At 72.2% G+C, this 17,047-nt stretch carries 14 protein-coding genes and 2 pseudogenes; 13 read left to right on the forward strand and 3 right to left on the reverse strand.

All coding sequences use genetic code 11. The features are described 5' to 3' along the window. Window positions 1–31: 31 nt before the first annotated feature. Window positions 32–604, forward strand: a complete 573-nt coding sequence (locus A0130_16000) for a hypothetical protein (GenBank protein ID ANF32965.1) — start codon at window positions 32–34, stop codon at window positions 602–604. A gap of 6 nt (window positions 605–610) precedes the next feature. Here A0130_16000 and A0130_16005 read toward each other — a convergent pair whose 3' ends face one another. Then, on the reverse strand, window positions 611–964 hold the full coding sequence (locus A0130_16005; GenBank protein ANF32966.1) for a hypothetical protein: 354 nt from the start codon (window positions 962–964) through the stop codon (window positions 611–613). A 75-nt stretch (window positions 965–1,039) separates the two neighbouring features. Here A0130_16005 and A0130_16010 point away from each other — a divergent pair, with 75 nt between their 5' ends. The 10 genes from A0130_16010 (at window position 1,040) to A0130_16055 (ending at window position 13,297) form a co-directional block, all read left to right on the forward strand. Further along, entirely contained in the window at window positions 1,040–1,840 is an 801-nt protein-coding gene (locus A0130_16010) for an RNA methyltransferase (GenBank protein ID ANF32967.1), read from the forward strand. 86 nt (window positions 1,841–1,926) lie between these two features. After that, on the forward strand, window positions 1,927–2,967 hold the full coding sequence (locus A0130_16015; protein ANF33495.1) for a phenylalanine--tRNA ligase subunit alpha: 1,041 nt from the start codon (window positions 1,927–1,929) through the stop codon (window positions 2,965–2,967). Further along, the gene (locus tag A0130_16020; GenBank protein ID ANF32968.1) at window positions 2,967–5,507 is read left to right on the forward strand and encodes a phenylalanine--tRNA ligase subunit beta; all 2,541 of its coding nucleotides are present in this window, start codon (window positions 2,967–2,969) and stop codon (window positions 5,505–5,507) included. The genes A0130_16015 and A0130_16020 overlap by 1 nt, the downstream gene beginning before the upstream one ends. 273 nt (window positions 5,508–5,780) lie before the next feature. Then, window positions 5,781–6,827, forward strand: coding sequence for an N-acetyl-gamma-glutamyl-phosphate reductase (locus A0130_16025; protein ANF32969.1), 1,047 nt, complete (start codon window positions 5,781–5,783; stop codon window positions 6,825–6,827). Beyond that, a complete protein-coding gene (locus tag A0130_16030; GenBank protein ID ANF32970.1) occupies window positions 6,824–7,978 on the forward strand; it encodes a bifunctional ornithine acetyltransferase/N-acetylglutamate synthase in 1,155 nt (384 codons plus the stop codon). The genes A0130_16025 and A0130_16030 overlap by 4 nt, the downstream gene beginning before the upstream one ends. A 17-nt stretch (window positions 7,979–7,995) precedes the next feature. Further along, complete coding sequence (locus A0130_16035) at window positions 7,996–8,889, forward strand: acetylglutamate kinase (GenBank protein ANF32971.1); 894 nt, start codon at window positions 7,996–7,998, stop codon at window positions 8,887–8,889. Between the two features lie 14 nt (window positions 8,890–8,903). Then, the gene (locus A0130_16040) at window positions 8,904–10,118 is read left to right on the forward strand and encodes an acetylornithine aminotransferase (GenBank protein ID ANF33496.1); all 1,215 of its coding nucleotides are present in this window, start codon (window positions 8,904–8,906) and stop codon (window positions 10,116–10,118) included. Between the two features lie 36 nt (window positions 10,119–10,154). Continuing rightward, the gene (locus A0130_16045) at window positions 10,155–11,093 is read left to right on the forward strand and encodes an ornithine carbamoyltransferase (GenBank protein ANF32972.1); all 939 of its coding nucleotides are present in this window, start codon (window positions 10,155–10,157) and stop codon (window positions 11,091–11,093) included. Then, on the forward strand, window positions 11,090–12,544 hold the full coding sequence (locus tag A0130_16050) for an argininosuccinate lyase (protein ID ANF32973.1): 1,455 nt from the start codon (window positions 11,090–11,092) through the stop codon (window positions 12,542–12,544). The genes A0130_16045 and A0130_16050 overlap by 4 nt, the downstream gene beginning before the upstream one ends. 123 nt (window positions 12,545–12,667) lie before the next feature. Continuing rightward, the gene (locus tag A0130_16055; GenBank protein ID ANF32974.1) at window positions 12,668–13,297 is read left to right on the forward strand and encodes a 3-methyladenine DNA glycosylase; all 630 of its coding nucleotides are present in this window, start codon (window positions 12,668–12,670) and stop codon (window positions 13,295–13,297) included. A 21-nt stretch (window positions 13,298–13,318) separates the two neighbouring features. On the opposite strand, the gene A0130_16060 is transcribed toward A0130_16055, so the two are convergent. Together A0130_16060 and A0130_16065 are read right to left on the reverse strand one after the other, a co-directional pair. Then, entirely contained in the window at window positions 13,319–13,918 is a 600-nt protein-coding gene (locus A0130_16060) for a hypothetical protein (protein ANF32975.1), read from the reverse strand. Beyond that, on the reverse strand, window positions 13,915–14,544 hold the full coding sequence (locus A0130_16065) for a DNA-binding protein (protein ID ANF32976.1): 630 nt from the start codon (window positions 14,542–14,544) through the stop codon (window positions 13,915–13,917). The genes A0130_16060 and A0130_16065 overlap by 4 nt, the downstream gene beginning before the upstream one ends. A 135-nt stretch (window positions 14,545–14,679) precedes the next feature. Between A0130_16065 and A0130_16070 the strand changes: the two are divergent. Next, window positions 14,680–15,998 (forward strand): annotated as a pseudogene (locus A0130_16070) (tyrosine--tRNA ligase). Window positions 15,999–16,171: 173 nt separating this feature from the next. Continuing rightward, window positions 16,172–16,971: pseudogene (locus A0130_16075) on the forward strand (hemolysin). Window positions 16,972–17,047: the final 76 nt, after the last annotated feature.

A 17,047-nucleotide genomic window follows, 5' to 3' on the forward strand; every position in this document is an offset into this window, starting at 1 on the left:
GCCGAACGTACCATTAAACGGAGGTGCCTCCATTTCAGCGACTCCCTCGGTCCGGCGACCGCGCGCGGACGCCGCCCGCAACCGCGCGGCGATCCTGGACGCGGCCCGGCCGGCCATGGCGTCGGGCGACGACCCGTCGCTCGAGGCGATTGCGCGCGCTGCGGGCGTCGGCATCGGCACGCTGTACCGGAACTTCCCGACCCGGGAGGACCTCGTCGCCGCGGTGTACGCCACCGAATTGGAGTCGGTTCTCTCCACGATGGATGCGCTGCTCGCCACGCATCCCGCCGATGTCGCCCTGCGCGAGTTCATGCGCAACTACAGCGGCTTCATCGCCACCAAGCGGGGCATGGTCGAGACCGTCCGGGCCGGCGCGCTCCGCTCGGCGGCGGCGTCGGCCGACACGCGACGGCGCGTCAACGAGGTGATCGGAACCTGCCTGTCCAGAGGCGCGGAGCAGAGGACGCTCCGGCCGGAGGTCGAGGCGGACGACGTCACCGCGGCGATGATCGGGGTGTTCCTGTCGACGGCGCAGAGCACCGATACGGGCCAGGCCGACCGGTTGCTCGACCTGCTCGTGCGCGGGCTGCGTCCAGAAGAGTAGGCGGCCTCAGTCGTCCGCGCCGTGACCTCCGGAGCCGTGGTCGTCGCCGGAGTCGTGGCCGGCGGAATCGTCGGCGCCATGACCGCCCGATCCGTGGTCGTCGCCGACGTCGTGGGTGGCCGCGTCATCCGCGCCGTGGTCGTCGGGCACCGGGACCGGCACCGCCGTCGGAACGTCGCTCGGGGTGGGCCGCGGGATGCGGTCCTCGAGCGCCGGGGACGGCGTCCCGCTCGGCTGCACGATGCGCGGGGAGTCGTCCCGTCCTCCGTCGCCGGTCGCAGCGACCGCTGCCGCCGTTCCCAGTCCGAGCGCGACCGCCGCGCCTCCCGCGATCAGTGTCGCCTTGGCGAGTGTTCTCATCGTTCAGCCTCCATCCGCTTTCCTGTAACACGAGACCCGGGGCGATCCGGTTCAGCGCACCCATATGCTGGTGCCATGCTGGACAACCCGCGCTCGCCGCGCGTCAGGGCCGTCGCCAAGCTCGCCAAGCGGCATGCCCGCTCCGAGACGGGCCTCTTCCTCCTCGAAGGGCCCCAGGCCGTCGCCGAGGCGCTCTCGTTCCGGCCCGAGCTCGTGGTGGACCTCTTCGCGACGCCGACGGCGCTCGAGAAGCACGGCGAGATCGCTCGGGCCGCCGCAGAGGCGGACGTCGAGGTGGAGTTCGTCACCGAGCACGTCCTCGACGCGATGGCCGACACCGTCACGCCGCAGGGCTTCGTCGCCGTGGCCCGGCAGTTCCCGACCTCGATCCGCGACATCTTCACGGGCGAGCCGCGGCTCGTCGCCATCCTGGAGGAGGTGCGCGACCCCGGCAACGCGGGCACGATCATCCGCGCCGCCGACTCTGCGGGCGCTGACGCCGTGGTGCTCACCGGGCGCACCGTCGACCTCTACAACCCGAAGGTGGTCCGCTCCACGACCGGATCGCTGTTCCACGTGCCGGTCGCCGTCGGAGCAGACCTGGCCGACGTCGTCGGCCGCGCCCACACGGCGGGACTGCAGGTGCTCGCCGCCGACATCAAGGGAGAGGACCTGCTGGCCGCCCGCCGAGACGGCGAGCTGGGCCGTCCCACCGCGTGGGTGTTCGGCAACGAGGCGCACGGGCTGACCGATGACCTGCTGGGGCGGGTGGACCGCGTGGTCACGGTCCCGATCTACGGTCGCGCCGAGTCCATGAACCTGGCGACCGCTGCCTCCGTCTGCCTGTACGAGTCGGCGTTCGCGCAGCGCACCTGAGCGCGTCCTTCTCCACAGGCCGGGACTTATCCACCGGATCGACTCCGAGCGGGAGGCGCCGCACGCCCCGACTAGACTGGGTGACCGTGTCAGATACCACCCAGATCACCGAATCGGAGGTCGAGGCCGCGGTCGGAGCGGCTCTCGCCGCGATCGACGCCGCGAGCGACTCGGCCGCGCTGAAGACGGTGCGCCACGACCACACGGCCGAGGGTTCGCCGCTCGCGCGCCTCAACGCGAGCATCCGCTCGCTGCCGGGCGACCAGAAGGCCGCCGCGGGCAAGCTCGTCGGCGGCGCCCGCGCGCGGGTCAACCAGGCGTTCGCCGCCAAGGAGTCCGAGATCGCGGCGGCGGAGGAGGCGGCCCAGCTCGCCGCCGAGGCCGTCGACGTGACGGCCCTGCCCACGCGCTGGACGCCCGGGGCGCGCCACCCGCTGAGCCTCCTCCAGGAGCGCATCGCCGACATCTTCGTCGGCATGGGCTGGGAGGTCGCAGAGGGTCCGGAGCTCGAGAGCGAGTGGTACAACTTCGACGCCCTCAACTTCGACGCCGACCACCCGGCGCGTGCGATGCAGGACACCTTCTTCGTCGAGCCGACGGACGCCCACCTCGTGATGCGCACGCACACGTCGCCGGTGCAGCTGCGCGCCCTGCTGGGCGAGCAGCTCCCGGTGTACCGCATCGCGCCGGGCCGCGTGTTCCGCACCGACGAGTTCGATGCCACGCACCTCCCGGTCTTCACCCAGACCGAGGGGATCGCCGTCGACAAGGGCCTCACCATGGCGCATCTGCGCGGCACGCTCGACCACTTCGTCAAGACGCTGTTCGGCGACGAGGCGCGCGTCCGCCTGCGCCCGAACTACTTCCCGTTCACCGAGCCGAGCGCCGAGCTCGACCTGTGGCACCCGACCTTCAAGGGCGGCGCGCGCTGGATCGAGTGGGGCGGCTGCGGCATGGTCAACCCGAACGTCCTGCGCTCGGCGGGCATCGACCCCGACGTCTACTCCGGCTTCGCGTTCGGCATGGGCGTGGAGCGGGCGCTGATGTTCCGCAACGACGTCAAAGACATGCGCGACATGGCCGAGGGTGATGTCCGATTCTCCCAGCAGTTCGGAATGGTGGTCTGATGCGCGTCCCCCTGAGTTGGCTCGGCGAGTTCGTCGACCTCGAGCCCGGCACCACGCCGGAGGAGGTGCACGCCGCCCTCGTGTCCGTCGGGCTCGAAGAGGAGGACATCCACACCTTCGAGCTGTCCGGTCCGATCGTCGTCGGCCAGGTGCTTGAGTTCGTCGAGGAGCCACAGAGCAACGGCAAGACCATCCGCTGGTGCCAGGTGCGCGTCGCGCCCGAAGGCGAGACGGCCGCCGACGGCGGCGCCGATGTGCGCGGCATCGTCTGCGGCGCCCGCAACTTCTTCGAGGGCGACAAGGTCGTCGTGACGCTGCCCGGCGCGGTGCTGCCCGGCCCGTTCCCGATCGCGGCGCGCAAGACCTACGGTCACGTCTCCGACGGCATGATCGCGTCGGCGCGCGAGCTCGGGCTCGGCGAGGACCACGACGGCATCCTGCGCCTAAGCACGCTGGGCCTCGACCCCGAGGTCGGCACCGACGCGGTGTCGCTGCTCGGGCTCGACGACGCGGCCGTCGAGGTGAACGTCACGCCCGACCGCGGCTACGCGTTCTCGATCCGCGGCATCGCTCGCGAGTACTCGCACGCGACGGGGTCCGCGTTCCGCGACCCGGCCGACGCCGTCCCGACGAGTGCCGAGCACGCCAGCGGCTTCTGGGTCACCATCGACGACACCGCGCCCATCCGCGGCCGGGTCGGGGCGAGCGTGTTCGTCACGCGAGTGGTGCGCGACGTCGACGGCAGCCGGCCCACCCCGGCATGGATGATCGCGCGGCTCAAGCTCGCGGGCATCCGCTCGATCTCGCTGATCGTCGACATCACGAACTACGTCATGCTCGAGCTCGGTCAGCCGATCCACGGCTACGACCTCGACAAGCTGTCCGGCGGCATCGTCGTGCGCCGCGCGACGCCGGGGGAGAAGCTGGTCACGCTCGACGACCAGACGCGCACCCTCGACCCGGAAGACCTCGTGATCGCCGACGACTCCGGCGCGATCGGCATGGCCGGCATCATGGGCGGCGCGTCGACCGAGATCGGCCGCGACACCCGCAATGTGCTCATCGAGGCGGCGAACTTCGACCCGGTGTCGATCGCGCGCACGGCCCGCCGGCACAAGCTGCCGAGCGAGGCGTCCAAGCGCTTCGAGCGCGGCGTCGACCCGCAGGTCGCAGTGGCCGCCGCCGGGCGGGTGGTGCAGCTGCTGGAGCAACTCGCCGGCGGTCACGCCGACGGGCTCGGCTCGCTGCTCGACGCGTCCGAGGCCGTCGAGGCCATCCGCCTGCCCGACGGCTACATCGCCTCCCTCATCGGTGTCGACTACACCGATGACGAGGTGCGCAGCGCGCTCGCCGAGATCGGCGGCGCCGTCACAGAGACCGACGGCGCCCTGCTCGTCGCGCCTCCCACCTGGCGCCCCGACCTGCGCGACAAGTCCGACCTGGCCGAGGAGGTCGCCCGCATCGTCGGCTACGACCGCATCCCCTCGGTGCTGCCCGTCGCCCCTCCGGGACGCGGCCTCTCGCGGGAGCAGCGCCTCCGCCGCGCCGCCGCGCAGATCCTGGCCGACAACGGCGCGACCGAGGTGCTCGCCTTCCCGTTCGTGAGCGAGGCGCAGAACGACCTGTTCGGTCAGCCGGAGGCGGACGGCCACGTCCCCGCCGTCCGCCTGGCCAACGCGCTCGACGCGACCGCGCCGTACCTCCGCACCTCGCTGCTGCCCGGGCTGGTGGACGCGGCCAAGCGCAACCTCGCCCGCGGACTCGTCGACCTGCGCGTCTATGAACTCGGGACGGTGTTCCGCCCGTCGGAGGGCTCGATCGGCAGCGAGACACTGCCGCCCGGGGCCGCCCTGCCGTCGTCGGACATCCTGGCCGGCTTGAACGCCGGCATCCCGGCGCAGCCACGCCACCTCGCCGGCCTCGTGGTCGGCGACGTGCACGGCAAGCAGCCGGGCGCGGCGGCCGTGTCCGCCGGGCTGGTCGACGCGCTCGACATGGTGCGGCAGACCGCCGCGGCAGTCGGCGTGACGGTCGAGTTCGCCCAGTCGTCCCACCAGGCCCTCCACCCGGGTCGCACCGCGCGGCTCCTCGCGCGTGGCGCGAACGGTGACGCGGTGCCCGTCGGTTACGCCGGCGAACTGCTGCCCGCCCTCGCGCACGAGCTGGACCTCCCGCGTGTGGTGGCCGTCTTCGAGCTCGACCTGGACGCCCTGATCGCGATCGCGCCGCCAGAGATCGTGGCGGGTATCATCGCCGGCTTCCCGGCCGCGACGCAGGACCTCTCCCTGGTGGTCGGCGCGGACGTCCCCGCGGGCGACGTGCTGCGCGCGGTCCGCGAGGGCGCGGGAGAACTGCTGGAGGACATCCACCTGGTCGACGACTACCGCGGCGCCGGCCTGCCGGAGGGACGCAAGAGCCTCACGTTCGCGCTCCGCTTCCGCGCCGACGACCGCACCCTCACCGCCGCCGAGGCGACCGAGGCCAAGCTGGCCGGCTCCGCCCGCGCCGGCGAGCTGTACGGCGCGACCATCCGCGAGTAGCGGCGCGCGCTCGGCGCGGCATTCGTCGTCGGAAGACGGGGAGGAACGCCGCTGCACCCGCGATTTGGCGGCGGCGGGGGAGGGCGCGCTAGGGTTGACCCATGCTTTCCGTCCGGCGCACCGCCTCGACGCGCGCGGCCCTCGCCGCTCGCGCCATGCGCCGACGCCTGCGCGACCGCCGAAGCTAGGCGGCGTTCAGGGCGGTCCGTGCGCGGGCCGACGTGGGCGTCGCCGTCGCCGAGACTCCCGTCGTCCACTCGAAAAGGAAGAAGCATGACTTTCTCGGTCGCTGTCGCAGGCGCATCCGGATACGCGGGCGGTGAGCTGCTGCGCATCCTCGCCGCGCACCCCGACTTCGAGGCCCGCACCGTCACCGCGCACAGCAACGCCGGTCACCCGCTGATCGCCCACCAGCCGCACCTGCGCAGTCTCGCGCACCTGACTCTGCAGGAGACGTCCGCGGCGAACCTCGCCGGTCACGACATCGTGTTCCTCGCACTCCCGCACGGCGCCTCCGGCGAGATCGCCGCCCAGCTCCCCGACGACACCGTCGTCGTGGACTGCGGAGCCGACCACCGCCTCGAAGACCCAGCGGCCTGGGCCGCCTTCTACGGCGGCGACCACTTCGGCGCGTGGGCCTACGGGGTGCCAGAGCTCCCGCTCACCGGCGGCGCGAAGCAGCGCGAGAATCTGGTCGGCGCGCGGCGGATCGCGGCCCCGGGATGCAACGCGAGCGCCGTGTCCCTGGCGCTCGCCCCAGGAATCCAGGCCGGCCTCATCGACGACGAGGACATCGTCGCCGTGCTGGCCGTCGGCCCGTCCGGCGCGGGGAAGTCGCTCAAGACGATGTACCTGGCGAGCGAGATCCTCGGCTCGGCGAACCCGTACGGCGTCGGCGGCACGCACCGGCACATCCCCGAGATCCAGCAGAACCTCCGGAAAGCCGGAGCACAAGCGCCGACCGTGTCGTTCACGCCGGTGCTCGTGCCGATGTCGCGCGGCATCCTCGCCACCTCGACCGCCCGGGTGAAGCCCGGCGTGACGGCCGAGCAGGTACAGCAGACGTGGGAGGCCGCGTACGCTGACGAGCCGTTCGTCCACGTGCTCCCGGCCGGGACGCTGCCGCGCACCAGCGATGTGCTCGGCGCCAACACCGTCCTGGTGGGCGTCGCGCTCGACGAGGCCGCCGGCCGCGTGGTCACGGTGCTCGCCCTCGACAACCTGTACAAGGGGACGGCCGGCGCCGCCATCCAGTCCGTCAACATCGCCCTCGGCCTCGACGAGACCGCGGGCCTGACCGTGAACGGAGTCGCCCCGTGAGCGTCACCGCTGCCACCGGATTCGCCGCCGCGGGCGTCGTCGCCGGGCTCAAGACGAGCGGTAACCGCGACCTCGCGCTCGTCCAGAACCTCGGGCCCCTGAACGCCGCAGCCGCGGTCTTCACCACCAACCGCTGCAAGGCGAACCCGGTGCTGTGGAGCGAGCAGGTCATCCAGGACGGCGTCGTCTCCGCGATCGTCCTCAACTCGGGCGGCGCCAACTGCTACACCGGAACTCAGGGCTTCCAGACCACGCACGCGACGGCGGAGGCGGTCGCCGAGCGGCTCGACGTCTCGGCCGGGGACGTGCTGGTCTGCTCCACCGGGCTCATCGGCGAGCAGCTGCCGCTCGACAAGCTGATCACCGGCGTCACCGCCGCGACTGAAGCGCTTGCGACCGATGCCGGGATCGCCGCCGCCGAGGCCATCATGACCACCGACACGCGCCCCAAGCAGTCCGTGCACCGCGCGCCGGACGGCTGGACGATCGGCGGCATGGCGAAGGGCGCAGGGATGCTCGCGCCAGGCCTCGCGACGATGCTCGTCGTCCTCACCACCGACGCCGTGCTCACCTCCCAGCAGCTGGATGCGGCCCTGCGCCAGGCGACCCGGGTGACCTTCGACCGCCTCGACTCCGACGGCTGCATGTCCACGAACGACACCGTCGCCCTCCTCGCGTCCGGTGCGAGCGGCGTCGAGCCCGCCGAAGCCGACTTCGCCCTCGCCCTGACGGAGGTGTGCCGCGACCTCGCCGAGCAGCTGCAGGCGGACGCCGAGGGCGCGTCGCACGACGTCGCCATCCAGGTCGTCAACGCGAAGTCCGAGGACGACGCGGTGACGGTCGGCCGCGCCGTGTCGCGCAGCAACCTCTTCAAGGCCGCCATCTTCGGCAACGACCCCAACTGGGGCCGGGTGCTCGCGGCCGTCGGCACCACCGACGCGGAGTTCGACCCGTACGGGATCGACGTGGCGATCAACGGCGTCCAGGTCTGCACCGCGGGCGAGCCGGACCAGCCGCGGGAGCTGGTCGACCTGACGCCGCGCAACGTGCACATCCTGATCGACCTGCACGCGGGCGAGGAGACGGCGACCATCCTGACCAACGACCTCACCCACGACTACGTGCACGAGAACAGCGCGTACGCCAGCTGATGGATACGGCAGAGGACATGACGGACACCGCCGAACGCGAGGAGGCGGCGTCCAAGGCCGCCACTCTGATCGAGTCGCTGCCGTGGCTGAAGGCCTTCCACGACGCCATCATCGTCGTGAAGTTCGGCGGCAACGCGATGGTCAGCGAGGAGCTGCAGCGCACCTTCGCCGAGGACATGGTCTACCTCCGCTACGCCGGCATCCGCCCGGTCGTCGTCCACGGCGGCGGTCCGCAGATCTCGGCCATGCTCGACCGGCTCGGCATCCAATCCGAGTTCCGCGGCGGCTACCGGGTGACCACGCCCGAGGCGATGGATGTCGTCCGGATGGTGCTCACCGGACAGATCAACCGCGACATCGTCGGCAATATCAACAAGCACGGACCGCTCGCGGCCGGACTGTCGGGCGAGGACGCCGGGCTCTTCCAGGGTCGGCGCCGCGCCGCGATCGTCGACGGCGAGGAGGTCGACCTCGGGCTCGTCGGCGACGTGGTCGCGGTCGACCCGGAGGCCGTCCTCGCGCAGCTCGCGGCCGGGCGCATCCCGGTCGTGTCGTCGATCGCGCCGGACATCGACGACGCGGGCCAGGCGCTCAACGTCAACGCGGATGCGGCGGCCGCGGCGCTCGCCGTCGCGCTGGGCGCCTCCAAGCTCGTGATCCTGACGGATGTGGCCGGCCTCTACAGCGACTGGCCGAATCGTGATTCGCTGTTGTCGAAGATCGGCGCCGACGAGCTGCGCGAGTTGCTGCCGTCGCTCGAGTCGGGGATGATCCCCAAGATGGCGGCCTGCCTGGACGCCGTCGACGGCGGTGTGGCGAAGGCCGCGATCATCGACGGGCGGGTGCCGCACTCGATCCTGCTCGAGGTCTTCACGCAGTCCGGAATCGGGACGGAGGTGGTGCCCGCGTGAGCGAGGCACAGGCGATGACACGATACGAGACGGACGAGTGGCGCGACGGGGCCTGGAAGGGCCCCTTCGGCGACCGCTTCATGCGCACGCTGGCGACGCCGAAGCTGATGCTGGTGCGCGGCGAGGGCGCCCGGGTGTGGGACGTCGACGGCAACGAGTACCTCGACTTCCTCGCGGGGATCGCCGTCAACTCGCTCGGGCACGCGCATCCGGCGCTCGTGGAGGCGGTGACCGCGCAGGTCGGGACGCTCGCGCACGTCTCCAACTACTTCTCGACCCCGCCGCAGCTGGAGCTGGCCGAGCGTCTGCGCCGCATCACCGGCGCCGGCGAGCAGGGCCGCGTGCTGTTCGGCAACTCGGGCGCCGAGGCGAACGAGGCCGCGTTCAAGCTGGCCCGGCTCAACCACACCGGGCCGCACGGCCGCCGCACCCGCGTCCTCGCTCTGCACAACGCCTTCCACGGCCGCACCATGGGCTCCCTCGCGCTCACCGGCAAGCCGCCGATGCGGGAGGCGTTCGAGCCGCTTCCCGGCGGCGTGGAGCACATCGACTCCACGATCGAGGCGCTGGAGGCGTCCATCGACGGTCACGTCGCGGCGCTGTTCGTCGAGCCGATCAAGGGCGAGGCCGGCGTGCTCGACCTGCCCGACGGCTTCCTCGAGCGGGCGCGAGAGCTCACCGCGAAGCACGGCGCGCTGCTCATCGTCGACGAGATCCAGACCGGCGTCGGCCGCACCGGCGAGTGGTTCGCGTACCAGCGGGCGGGCATCCTCCCGGACGCGGTCACGGTCGCCAAGGGGATGGCCGGCGGCGTGCCGATCGGCGCCCTGGTGACCTTCGGCTGGGCCTCCGAGCTGTTTAGCCAGGGCCAGCACGGCTCGACGTTCGGCGGCAACCCGCTCGCGACGGCCGCGGGCAACGCGGTGCTCGCCGAGATCGAGCGCGCCGGGCTCGTGGAGAATGCGGCGCGCCGCGGCGAGGAGCTGAAGCAGATCATCCGCGACTTCGACCACCCGCTGATCGGCGCGGTCCGCGGTCACGGCCTGCTGATCGGCATCGGGCTGACCGAGGGCGAGGCGCACCGCCTCTCCGACGCGGCCCTCGCCGAGGGCCTGATCATCAACGCGCCGAACGAGTCCAGCATCCGGCTGGCGCCGCCGCTCATCATCGGCGACGCCGAGCTCGCCGGCTTCCGGGAGCGCTTCGGACGCGCACTCGCCGCCGTCTGACACCGACCACCTCCAGCACCACGAAAGGGCGGGTACATGACCCGGCACTTCCTCCGCGACGACGACCTCTCGCCTGCCGAGCAGGCGGAGGTGCTGGCCCTGGCGGCCGACCTGAAACGCGACCGCTTCTCGGCGAAGCCGCTCGCCGGTCCGCAGACCGTCGCCGTGATCTTCGACAAGACCTCGACCCGCACGCGCGTCTCGTTCTCGGTCGGGATCTCCGATCTGGGCGGCAGCCCGCTCGTCATCCAGAGCGGCGAGAGCCAGCTCGGCGGCAAGGAGTCGATCGCCGACACCGCGCGCGTCCTGGAGCGGATGGTCGCCGCGATCGTGTGGCGCACCTACGCGCAGGCCGGCCTGGAGGAGATGGCCGAGGGGACGCGGGTCCCGGTGGTGAACGCGCTGTCGGACGACTTCCACCCGTGCCAGATCCTCGCCGACCTGCTCACCGTCCGCGAGCACAAGGGCCGCACCGAGGGCCTGACGATGACCTACGTCGGCGACGGCGCGAACAACATGGCGCACTCCTACCTGCTCGGGGGCGCGACCGCGGGCATGCACGTGCGGATCGCGGCCCCCGCGGCGTACGCGCCCGACGCATCCATCGTCGCGGACGCCCGCGCGGTCGCCGAGCGGACCGGCGGCTCTGTCGCGGTCCTGACCGACCCCACGGAGGCGGCGGCCGGCGCGGACGTCGTGGTCACCGACACCTGGGTGTCGATGGGCCAGGAGGCCGAGAAGGCCGAGCGGGTCGCCGTGTTCGGCGACTACACCGTCGACGCCCGCCTGATGGGGCTGGCCGCGCCGGACGCGATCTTCCTGCACTGCCTACCCGCGTACCGCGGCTACGAGGTGAGCGCCGATGTGCTCGACGGCCCGCAGTCGGTGGTGTGGGACGAGGCGGAGAACCGCCTCCACGCGCAGAAGGCCCTGCTGGCCTGGCTGCTGGAGAAGAACACGGAGGCGGGCGCATGAGCGACGGCACGGCCGGCGGCGGCAAGACCGGCGAGGGCTCGCTCTGGGGCGGACGGTTCGCCGGGGGTCCGTCGCCCGAGCTCGCCGCGCTCAGCAAGTCCACGCATTTCGACTGGGAGCTCGCCGCCTACGACATCGCCGGCTCCCGCGCGCACGCCCGGGCGCTCGCCGCGGCCGGCTACCTGAGCGCGGAGGAGCTGGATGGGATGCGCGCCGCCCTGGACGCGCTCGACGCCGACGTCGCCTCGGGCGCTTTCGCCGCGGCCGAGACCGACGAGGATGTGCATGGCGCCTTGGAGCGCGGTCTGATCGAGCGCGCGGGCGCCGACCTCGGCGGCAAGCTGCGCGCCGGACGCAGCCGCAACGACCAGATCGCCACGCTGATCCGGCTCTATCTGCGCGACCACGCCGGCGTCATCGCCGAACAGCTGATCGCGCTGATCGACGCCATCGCCTCGCAGGCGGACGCGCATCCCACGGCCATCCTCCCCGGCCGCACGCATCTGCAGCACGCCCAGCCGGTGCTGCTCGCGCACCACCTGCTGGCGCACTGCTGGCCCCTGGTCCGCGATCTGCAGCGCCTGGCCGACTGGGACGCGCGCGCCAACGTCTCGCCGTACGGCTCGGGGGCCCTCGCCGGGTCGACACTGGGCCTCGACCCGCTCCTGGTCGCCCGCGAACTGGGCTTCGCCCGGAGCTCCGAGAACTCGATCGACGGCACGGCCGCCCGGGATGTGGTGGCCGAGTTCGCCTTCGTCGCCGCGCAGATCGGCGTGGACCTCTCCCGGTTCGCCGAGGAGATCATCCTCTGGAACACCCGCGAGTTCGGTTTCGTCACGCTCGACGACGGCTACTCGACCGGGTCGTCGATCATGCCTCAGAAGAAGAACCCGGACATCGCCGAGCTCGCGCGCGGCAAGGCCGGCCGGCTGATCGGCAACGCGACCGGCCTGCTGACCACCCTGAAGGGCCTCCCGCTCGCGTACAACCGCGACCTGCAAGAGGACAAGGAGCCGGTCTTCGACTCGGTGCGCACCCTCGAGCTGGTGCTGCCCGCCTTCACCGGCATGGTGGCGACGCTGCGCTTCCACACCGAGCGGATGGCGGAGCTCGCGCCGCAGGGCTTCTCGCTGGCGACGGATGTCGCCGAGTGGCTCGTCAAGCAGCACGTCCCGTTCCGCGTCGCACACGAGCTGAGCGGCAGCCTAGTCCGGGTCGCCGAGGAGAACGGGCTCGAGCTGCACGAGGTGTCCGACGAGCAGCTCGCCGCCGTCTCGCCGCTGCTCACTCCGGAGGTGCGCTCGGTGCTCTCGGTCGAGGGATCGGTCGCCAGCCGCGACGGCGCCGGAGGCACGGCCCCCGACCGCGTGGCGGAGCAGCTCGCCGCCCTCACCGATCACGTCCGGAAGGCCGCCCTGGCCCTCCGCGCAGCGAAGAGAGACCTCGTCTGATGGCCCGATTCCAGCCCGAGCGCAAGTACCCGTGGATCATCCCGCTGATCGTCGCGGTCGCCGTCGCCGTGATCGTCGTCGGCCTGATCGTGGCCGTCGTCGCGGGCGGCCGGATCTTCTGACGTGACGCTGTACCGTCCCGCGCGCGACGAGTTCCTGGCGTCGTCGCTGGCGGTCGCGCCGCGGCTCCTCGGCGCCGTCCTGCGGCACGAGTCGCCGGAGGGGACGGTCGGCCTGCGGATCACGGAGGTGGAGGCCTACATCGGCGACGGTCTGGACCCTGGGTCGCACGCCTTCCGCGGACGCACGAAGCGCAATGCGGTCATGTACGGGCCACCCGGGCACGTGTACACCTACTTCACCTACGGGATGCACGTCTGCGCCAACATCGTCTGCTCGCCCGCGGGCGAGGCGTCCGCGGTGCTGCTGCGGGGGGCGGAGGTGATCGAGGGGGAGGACCTCGCCGAGCACCGCCGCGTCGGCGCGAGCGGGAGGCGCATCCCGCACCGCGATCTCGCCCGCGGACCGGCGCGGCTGGTCGTCGCGGCCGGGATGAGCCTGGCCGACGACGGCGCCGACCTGTTCGAGCCGCCGTTCTCGATCGAGCTGCCGTCGACGCAGGCCGAGTACGAGGCCGGCCCGCGCACCGGCGTCTCCGGCGCGGGCGGCGGGCTGGCGTTCCCGTGGCGCTACTGGCTGCCGGGGGACCCGACGGTGTCGCCGTACAAGCGGCACCCCCGTGCTGACGAATGAGATTGGCGGACGACTAGAGCGTCATCCCGCGGCGATCCGGAACACCCCGGCGCACACGCACGCCCAGATGATGCTGGTCAGCGTGCCGATAAGGAACCGCTCGCGCGCCTCCGCCTGCTCCAGCTCGGTGAACCGGCCGACGCCCTTGATGGCGATCAGCACGGCCAGGCCCTCGGGGAAGCCGGCCATGATCGTCCCGGCCGCGGCGAGCCGTTCCAGCAGGCCGATCGTGGTCCCGCCGCGCAGCACCTCGCGCGTCGTGACCCCTTCGGGCGTGAGCGCCCGCACCAGGATCCCGTCGTGCGCGCTGGGCTCGGTCGTGCTGCGGGTGGCGAGCACGAGGACGAGCTGCGACGCCGGCCAGCCGCCGAGCACGGCGAGCGACAGCGCCAGGATGCCGATGACGATCCTCACGGCGAAGGGCGCGTGCTGGCCGGGGATGAGGACGACGACGACCGCCGCGGCGAGCAGGGCCGCGGCGCTGTAGACGAGCGGTCGCCGCGGGGTACGCAGGGTGGCGACGATGCAGCCGAGGGAGGCGGCCAGCAGCAGCACGACGAGCGTCCAGAGCACGATCGGAACGGCCTGGTTCAGCAGCAGGGGCAGCGGCCAGCTCGTCATGCGTCCTCCCCGGTCTCCGTCGTGCCGGCCTGGGCGGCGTCGGCGCGTTCCAACAGCCTAGTCAGGGCGGGCAGGGCGGCGAGCTCGACGCGCAGTCCGGCGGCGCGGGCGCGGTCGCTCGCGGACTGCGGGGTGATCCCGAGCCGCGCCCCGGCCTCCTTCTGGCTGAGGCCGGACCGCACCAGGTCGTACAGCTCCCAGCCGGCGGGCGTGCGGGTCGCCCGGACCGCGAGCAGGAGGGTGAGCAGGGCCTCGGCGTCGGCCGCCTCCTCGGGCGAGACCACGGCGTCGACGGCGAGCCGGTAGGGCGCGCGCTTGGCGCGGGTGACGGCGGCGCGGGCGGCCACGAAGGCATCGCCGGTCGCCTCGCGCGTGGAGGCGGGCAGGGGGAGCCGGACCGGGCCGACCCCGAGTCCGATGCTCCAGGCGTCGTCGCGCGAGAGCGTCAGCATGAGGTCGAGAGCGGTGGCTGCATCCTCGGTGAGCACCTGGAGCTCGTCCCCGGCGTTCCGATCGGGAGGGAGTGCCAGGCGCGCGCCGAAGCGCTCGTCCAGTGTTCGGAGCGCGGGGGCGACGGCGTCGGCGCGTCGGCGACTGTCGATCTGGTCCGCTGTGACGGCGAACATGCCAGCCTCCTCATCAGGTCTGTGAACCTGATCGATAGACTATCAGGTCTACACACCTGATTACTAGTGGATCAGGTCCCTGGCCCTGATCGCTGCGTGAGGCCCCTTCTCCCGCGGATTGGTACGGTTGTACCCATGTCCGAAACCGCGACCTCCCGCGCGCCGAGCCTCACCGCGCAGACCAACGACGCGTCCTTCGACGACGTCTGGGACGAGCTCGTCTGGCGCGGCCTCATCCACGTCTCCACGGATGAAGCCGCCCTGAAAGAGCTCCTCGCCGGGAGCCGATCACGTACTACTGCGGTTTCGACCCGACGGCGTCGAGCCTGCACCTGGGCAACCTGGTGCAGCTCCTCACCATGCGCCGACTCCAGCTCGCCGGTCACAAGCCGCTCGGCCTCGTCGGCGGCTCGACCGGCCTCATCGGCGACCCGCGCCCGACCGCGGAGCGCACGCTGAACACCAAGGAGACCGTCGCCGAGTGGGTCGGCTACCTGCAGGCCCAGGTCACGCGCTACCTCTCCGACGAGGGCGACAACGCTGTCCGGCTGGTCAACAACCTCGACTGGACGGCGCCGCTGTCGGCGATCGACTTCCTCCGCGAGATCGGCAAGCACTTCCGCGTCGGCACGATGCTCAAGAAGGACGCGGTCGCTGCGCGCCTGAACTCCGACGAGGGCATCTCGTACACCGAGTTCAGCTACCAGATCCTGCAGGGCATGGACTTCCTCGAGCTGTACCGCCAGTACGGCTGCGTGCTGCAGACCGGCGGCAGTGACCAGTGGGGCAACCTCACCAGCGGCACCGAGCTCATCCGCAAGGTGGAGGGCGTCCACGTCCACGCGATCGGCACGCCGCTCATCACCAACAGCGACGGCACCAAGTTCGGCAAGAGCGAGGGCAACGCCATCTGGCTCGACCCGCGGCTCACGACCCCGTACGCGATGTACCAGTTCTGGCTGAACACCGACGACGCCGACGTGATCGCACGGCTCAAGGTGTTCACGTTCCTCTCGCGCGCCGAGATCGAGGAGCTGGAGCGAAAGGTGGCCGAGGAGCCGTTCCGCCGCGAGGCGCAGCGCCGGCTGGCGTTCGAGGTGACCTCGCTCGTGCACGGTGTCGAGGCGACGGAGGCGGTCATCGCCGCGTCCGAGGCCCTGTTCGGCCAGGGCGACCTGGCCGCCCTCGACGCCGCGACCCTGGAGTCCGCGCTGCGCGAGCTGCCCAACACCACCGACACGGCGCCCTCGTCGACGGTGGCGCAGGCGCTGGTCGACACCGGCCTCACGTCGAGCCTCGGCGAGGCCCGCCGCGCGGTCGCGCAGGGCGGCGTCTACGTCAACAACGCCAAGGTCGAGGACGCCGAGCAGCCGATCGGCGGCGACGTGCTGCCGGGCGGCGTGGTGGTGCTGCGGCGCGGCAAGAAGACGCTCGCGGGCGTGTTCGTCGCGTGACGGCGGTGGATGCGGGACGTACGGTGGCCTCATGACCGATGAACCGCAGCCCGGCGACGGCGCCCTCGTGGAACGGCTGGACGTGATCGAGGAGCAGCCGCTCGCCGACCGCGCCGACGCGTACGCGCAGCTCCACGAGCAGCTCCGACGCGCTCTGGAGGGCGACGACGAGCATGGCCGGGGCTGACCGCCGCCTCGACGTCGCGCTGGCCGAGCTGGGCCTCGCCCGCTCCCGCTCGCACGCGGCCGCGGTGATCGCGGAGGGCCTGGTGACGGTGGATGGGCGTCCCGCCGTGCGCGCCTCCCTCAAGGTCTCGGAGGGCCAGGACCTCCGCGTCGCCGGGCCGACCACTACGTCAGCCGGGGAGCGCACAAGCTGATCGCGGCGCTCGACGCGTTCGCGATCGACCCGGCCGGTCGCGTCGCGCTCGATGCGGGCGCCTCCACCGGCGGCTTCAGCCAGGTGCTGCTGGAGCGCGGCGCGGCGCGGGTCATCGCGGTCGACGTCGGGCACGGCCAGCTGTCGCCGGCGCTCTCGGGAGAGGAGCGGCTGGAGTCGTACGAGGGCGTCAACGTCCGCTCGCTGACCGCGGCGGTCCTCGCGGGACTCACCGGCGACGACGTGCGTCCCGACCTGGTGGTGGGCGACCTGTCCTTCATCTCGCTCACCCAGGTCATCCCGGCGCTGGTGGCCACGGCCGTCCGCGACGCCGACTTCGTGCTGCTGGTCAAACCGCAGTTCGAAGTCGGCCGGCAGGGGATCCGGGAGGGCGTGGTCCGGGACGCGGGGCTGCGCGCCGACGCGATCTCCGACGTGCTCTGGGCCGCGCACGACGCCGGGTTGGGGACGGCGGGTCTCATCGGCTCGCCGATCGCGGGCGGCCACGGCAACCAGGAGTACCTGGCCTGGTTCCGCGCGGGCGCGCCGGACCCGTCCGGGCTGCGCGACGAGGTGATCCGGCTTTCGCGGTAGGTGAACGTTCTCCACAATCCGGGGCCTTCGGCCTGGTCCTGCTCCCGAAACCGGTAAGAATGGGAGGACGGCTTTC

The organism is Leifsonia xyli (assembly GCA_001647635.1).
In the GTDB taxonomy this organism is placed as follows: Bacteria; Actinomycetota; Actinomycetes; order Actinomycetales; family Microbacteriaceae; genus Leifsonia; species Leifsonia xyli_A.

Bases quoted from the DNA above. Each gene is read 5' to 3' on its own strand.
- A0130_16050 (ANF32973.1), top strand. From the start codon at position 11,090: ATGAGCGACGGCACGGCCGGCGGCGGCAAGACCGGCGAGGGCTCGCTC.
- A0130_16005 (ANF32966.1), bottom strand. From the start codon at position 964: ATGAGAACACTCGCCAAGGCGACACTGATCGCGGGAGGCGCGGCGGTC.
- A0130_16040 (ANF33496.1), top strand. From the start codon at position 8,904: ATGACACGATACGAGACGGACGAGTGGCGCGACGGGGCCTGGAAGGGC.
- A0130_16065 (ANF32976.1), bottom strand. From the start codon at position 14,544: ATGTTCGCCGTCACAGCGGACCAGATCGACAGTCGCCGACGCGCCGAC.
- A0130_16045 (ANF32972.1), top strand. From the start codon at position 10,155: ATGACCCGGCACTTCCTCCGCGACGACGACCTCTCGCCTGCCGAGCAG.
- A0130_16060 (ANF32975.1), bottom strand. From the start codon at position 13,918: ATGACGAGCTGGCCGCTGCCCCTGCTGCTGAACCAGGCCGTTCCGATC.
- A0130_16035 (ANF32971.1), top strand. From the start codon at position 7,996: ATGACGGACACCGCCGAACGCGAGGAGGCGGCGTCCAAGGCCGCCACT.
- A0130_16020 (ANF32968.1), top strand. From the start codon at position 2,967: ATGCGCGTCCCCCTGAGTTGGCTCGGCGAGTTCGTCGACCTCGAGCCC.
- A0130_16010 (ANF32967.1), top strand. From the start codon at position 1,040: ATGCTGGACAACCCGCGCTCGCCGCGCGTCAGGGCCGTCGCCAAGCTC.
- A0130_16025 (ANF32969.1), top strand. From the start codon at position 5,781: ATGACTTTCTCGGTCGCTGTCGCAGGCGCATCCGGATACGCGGGCGGT.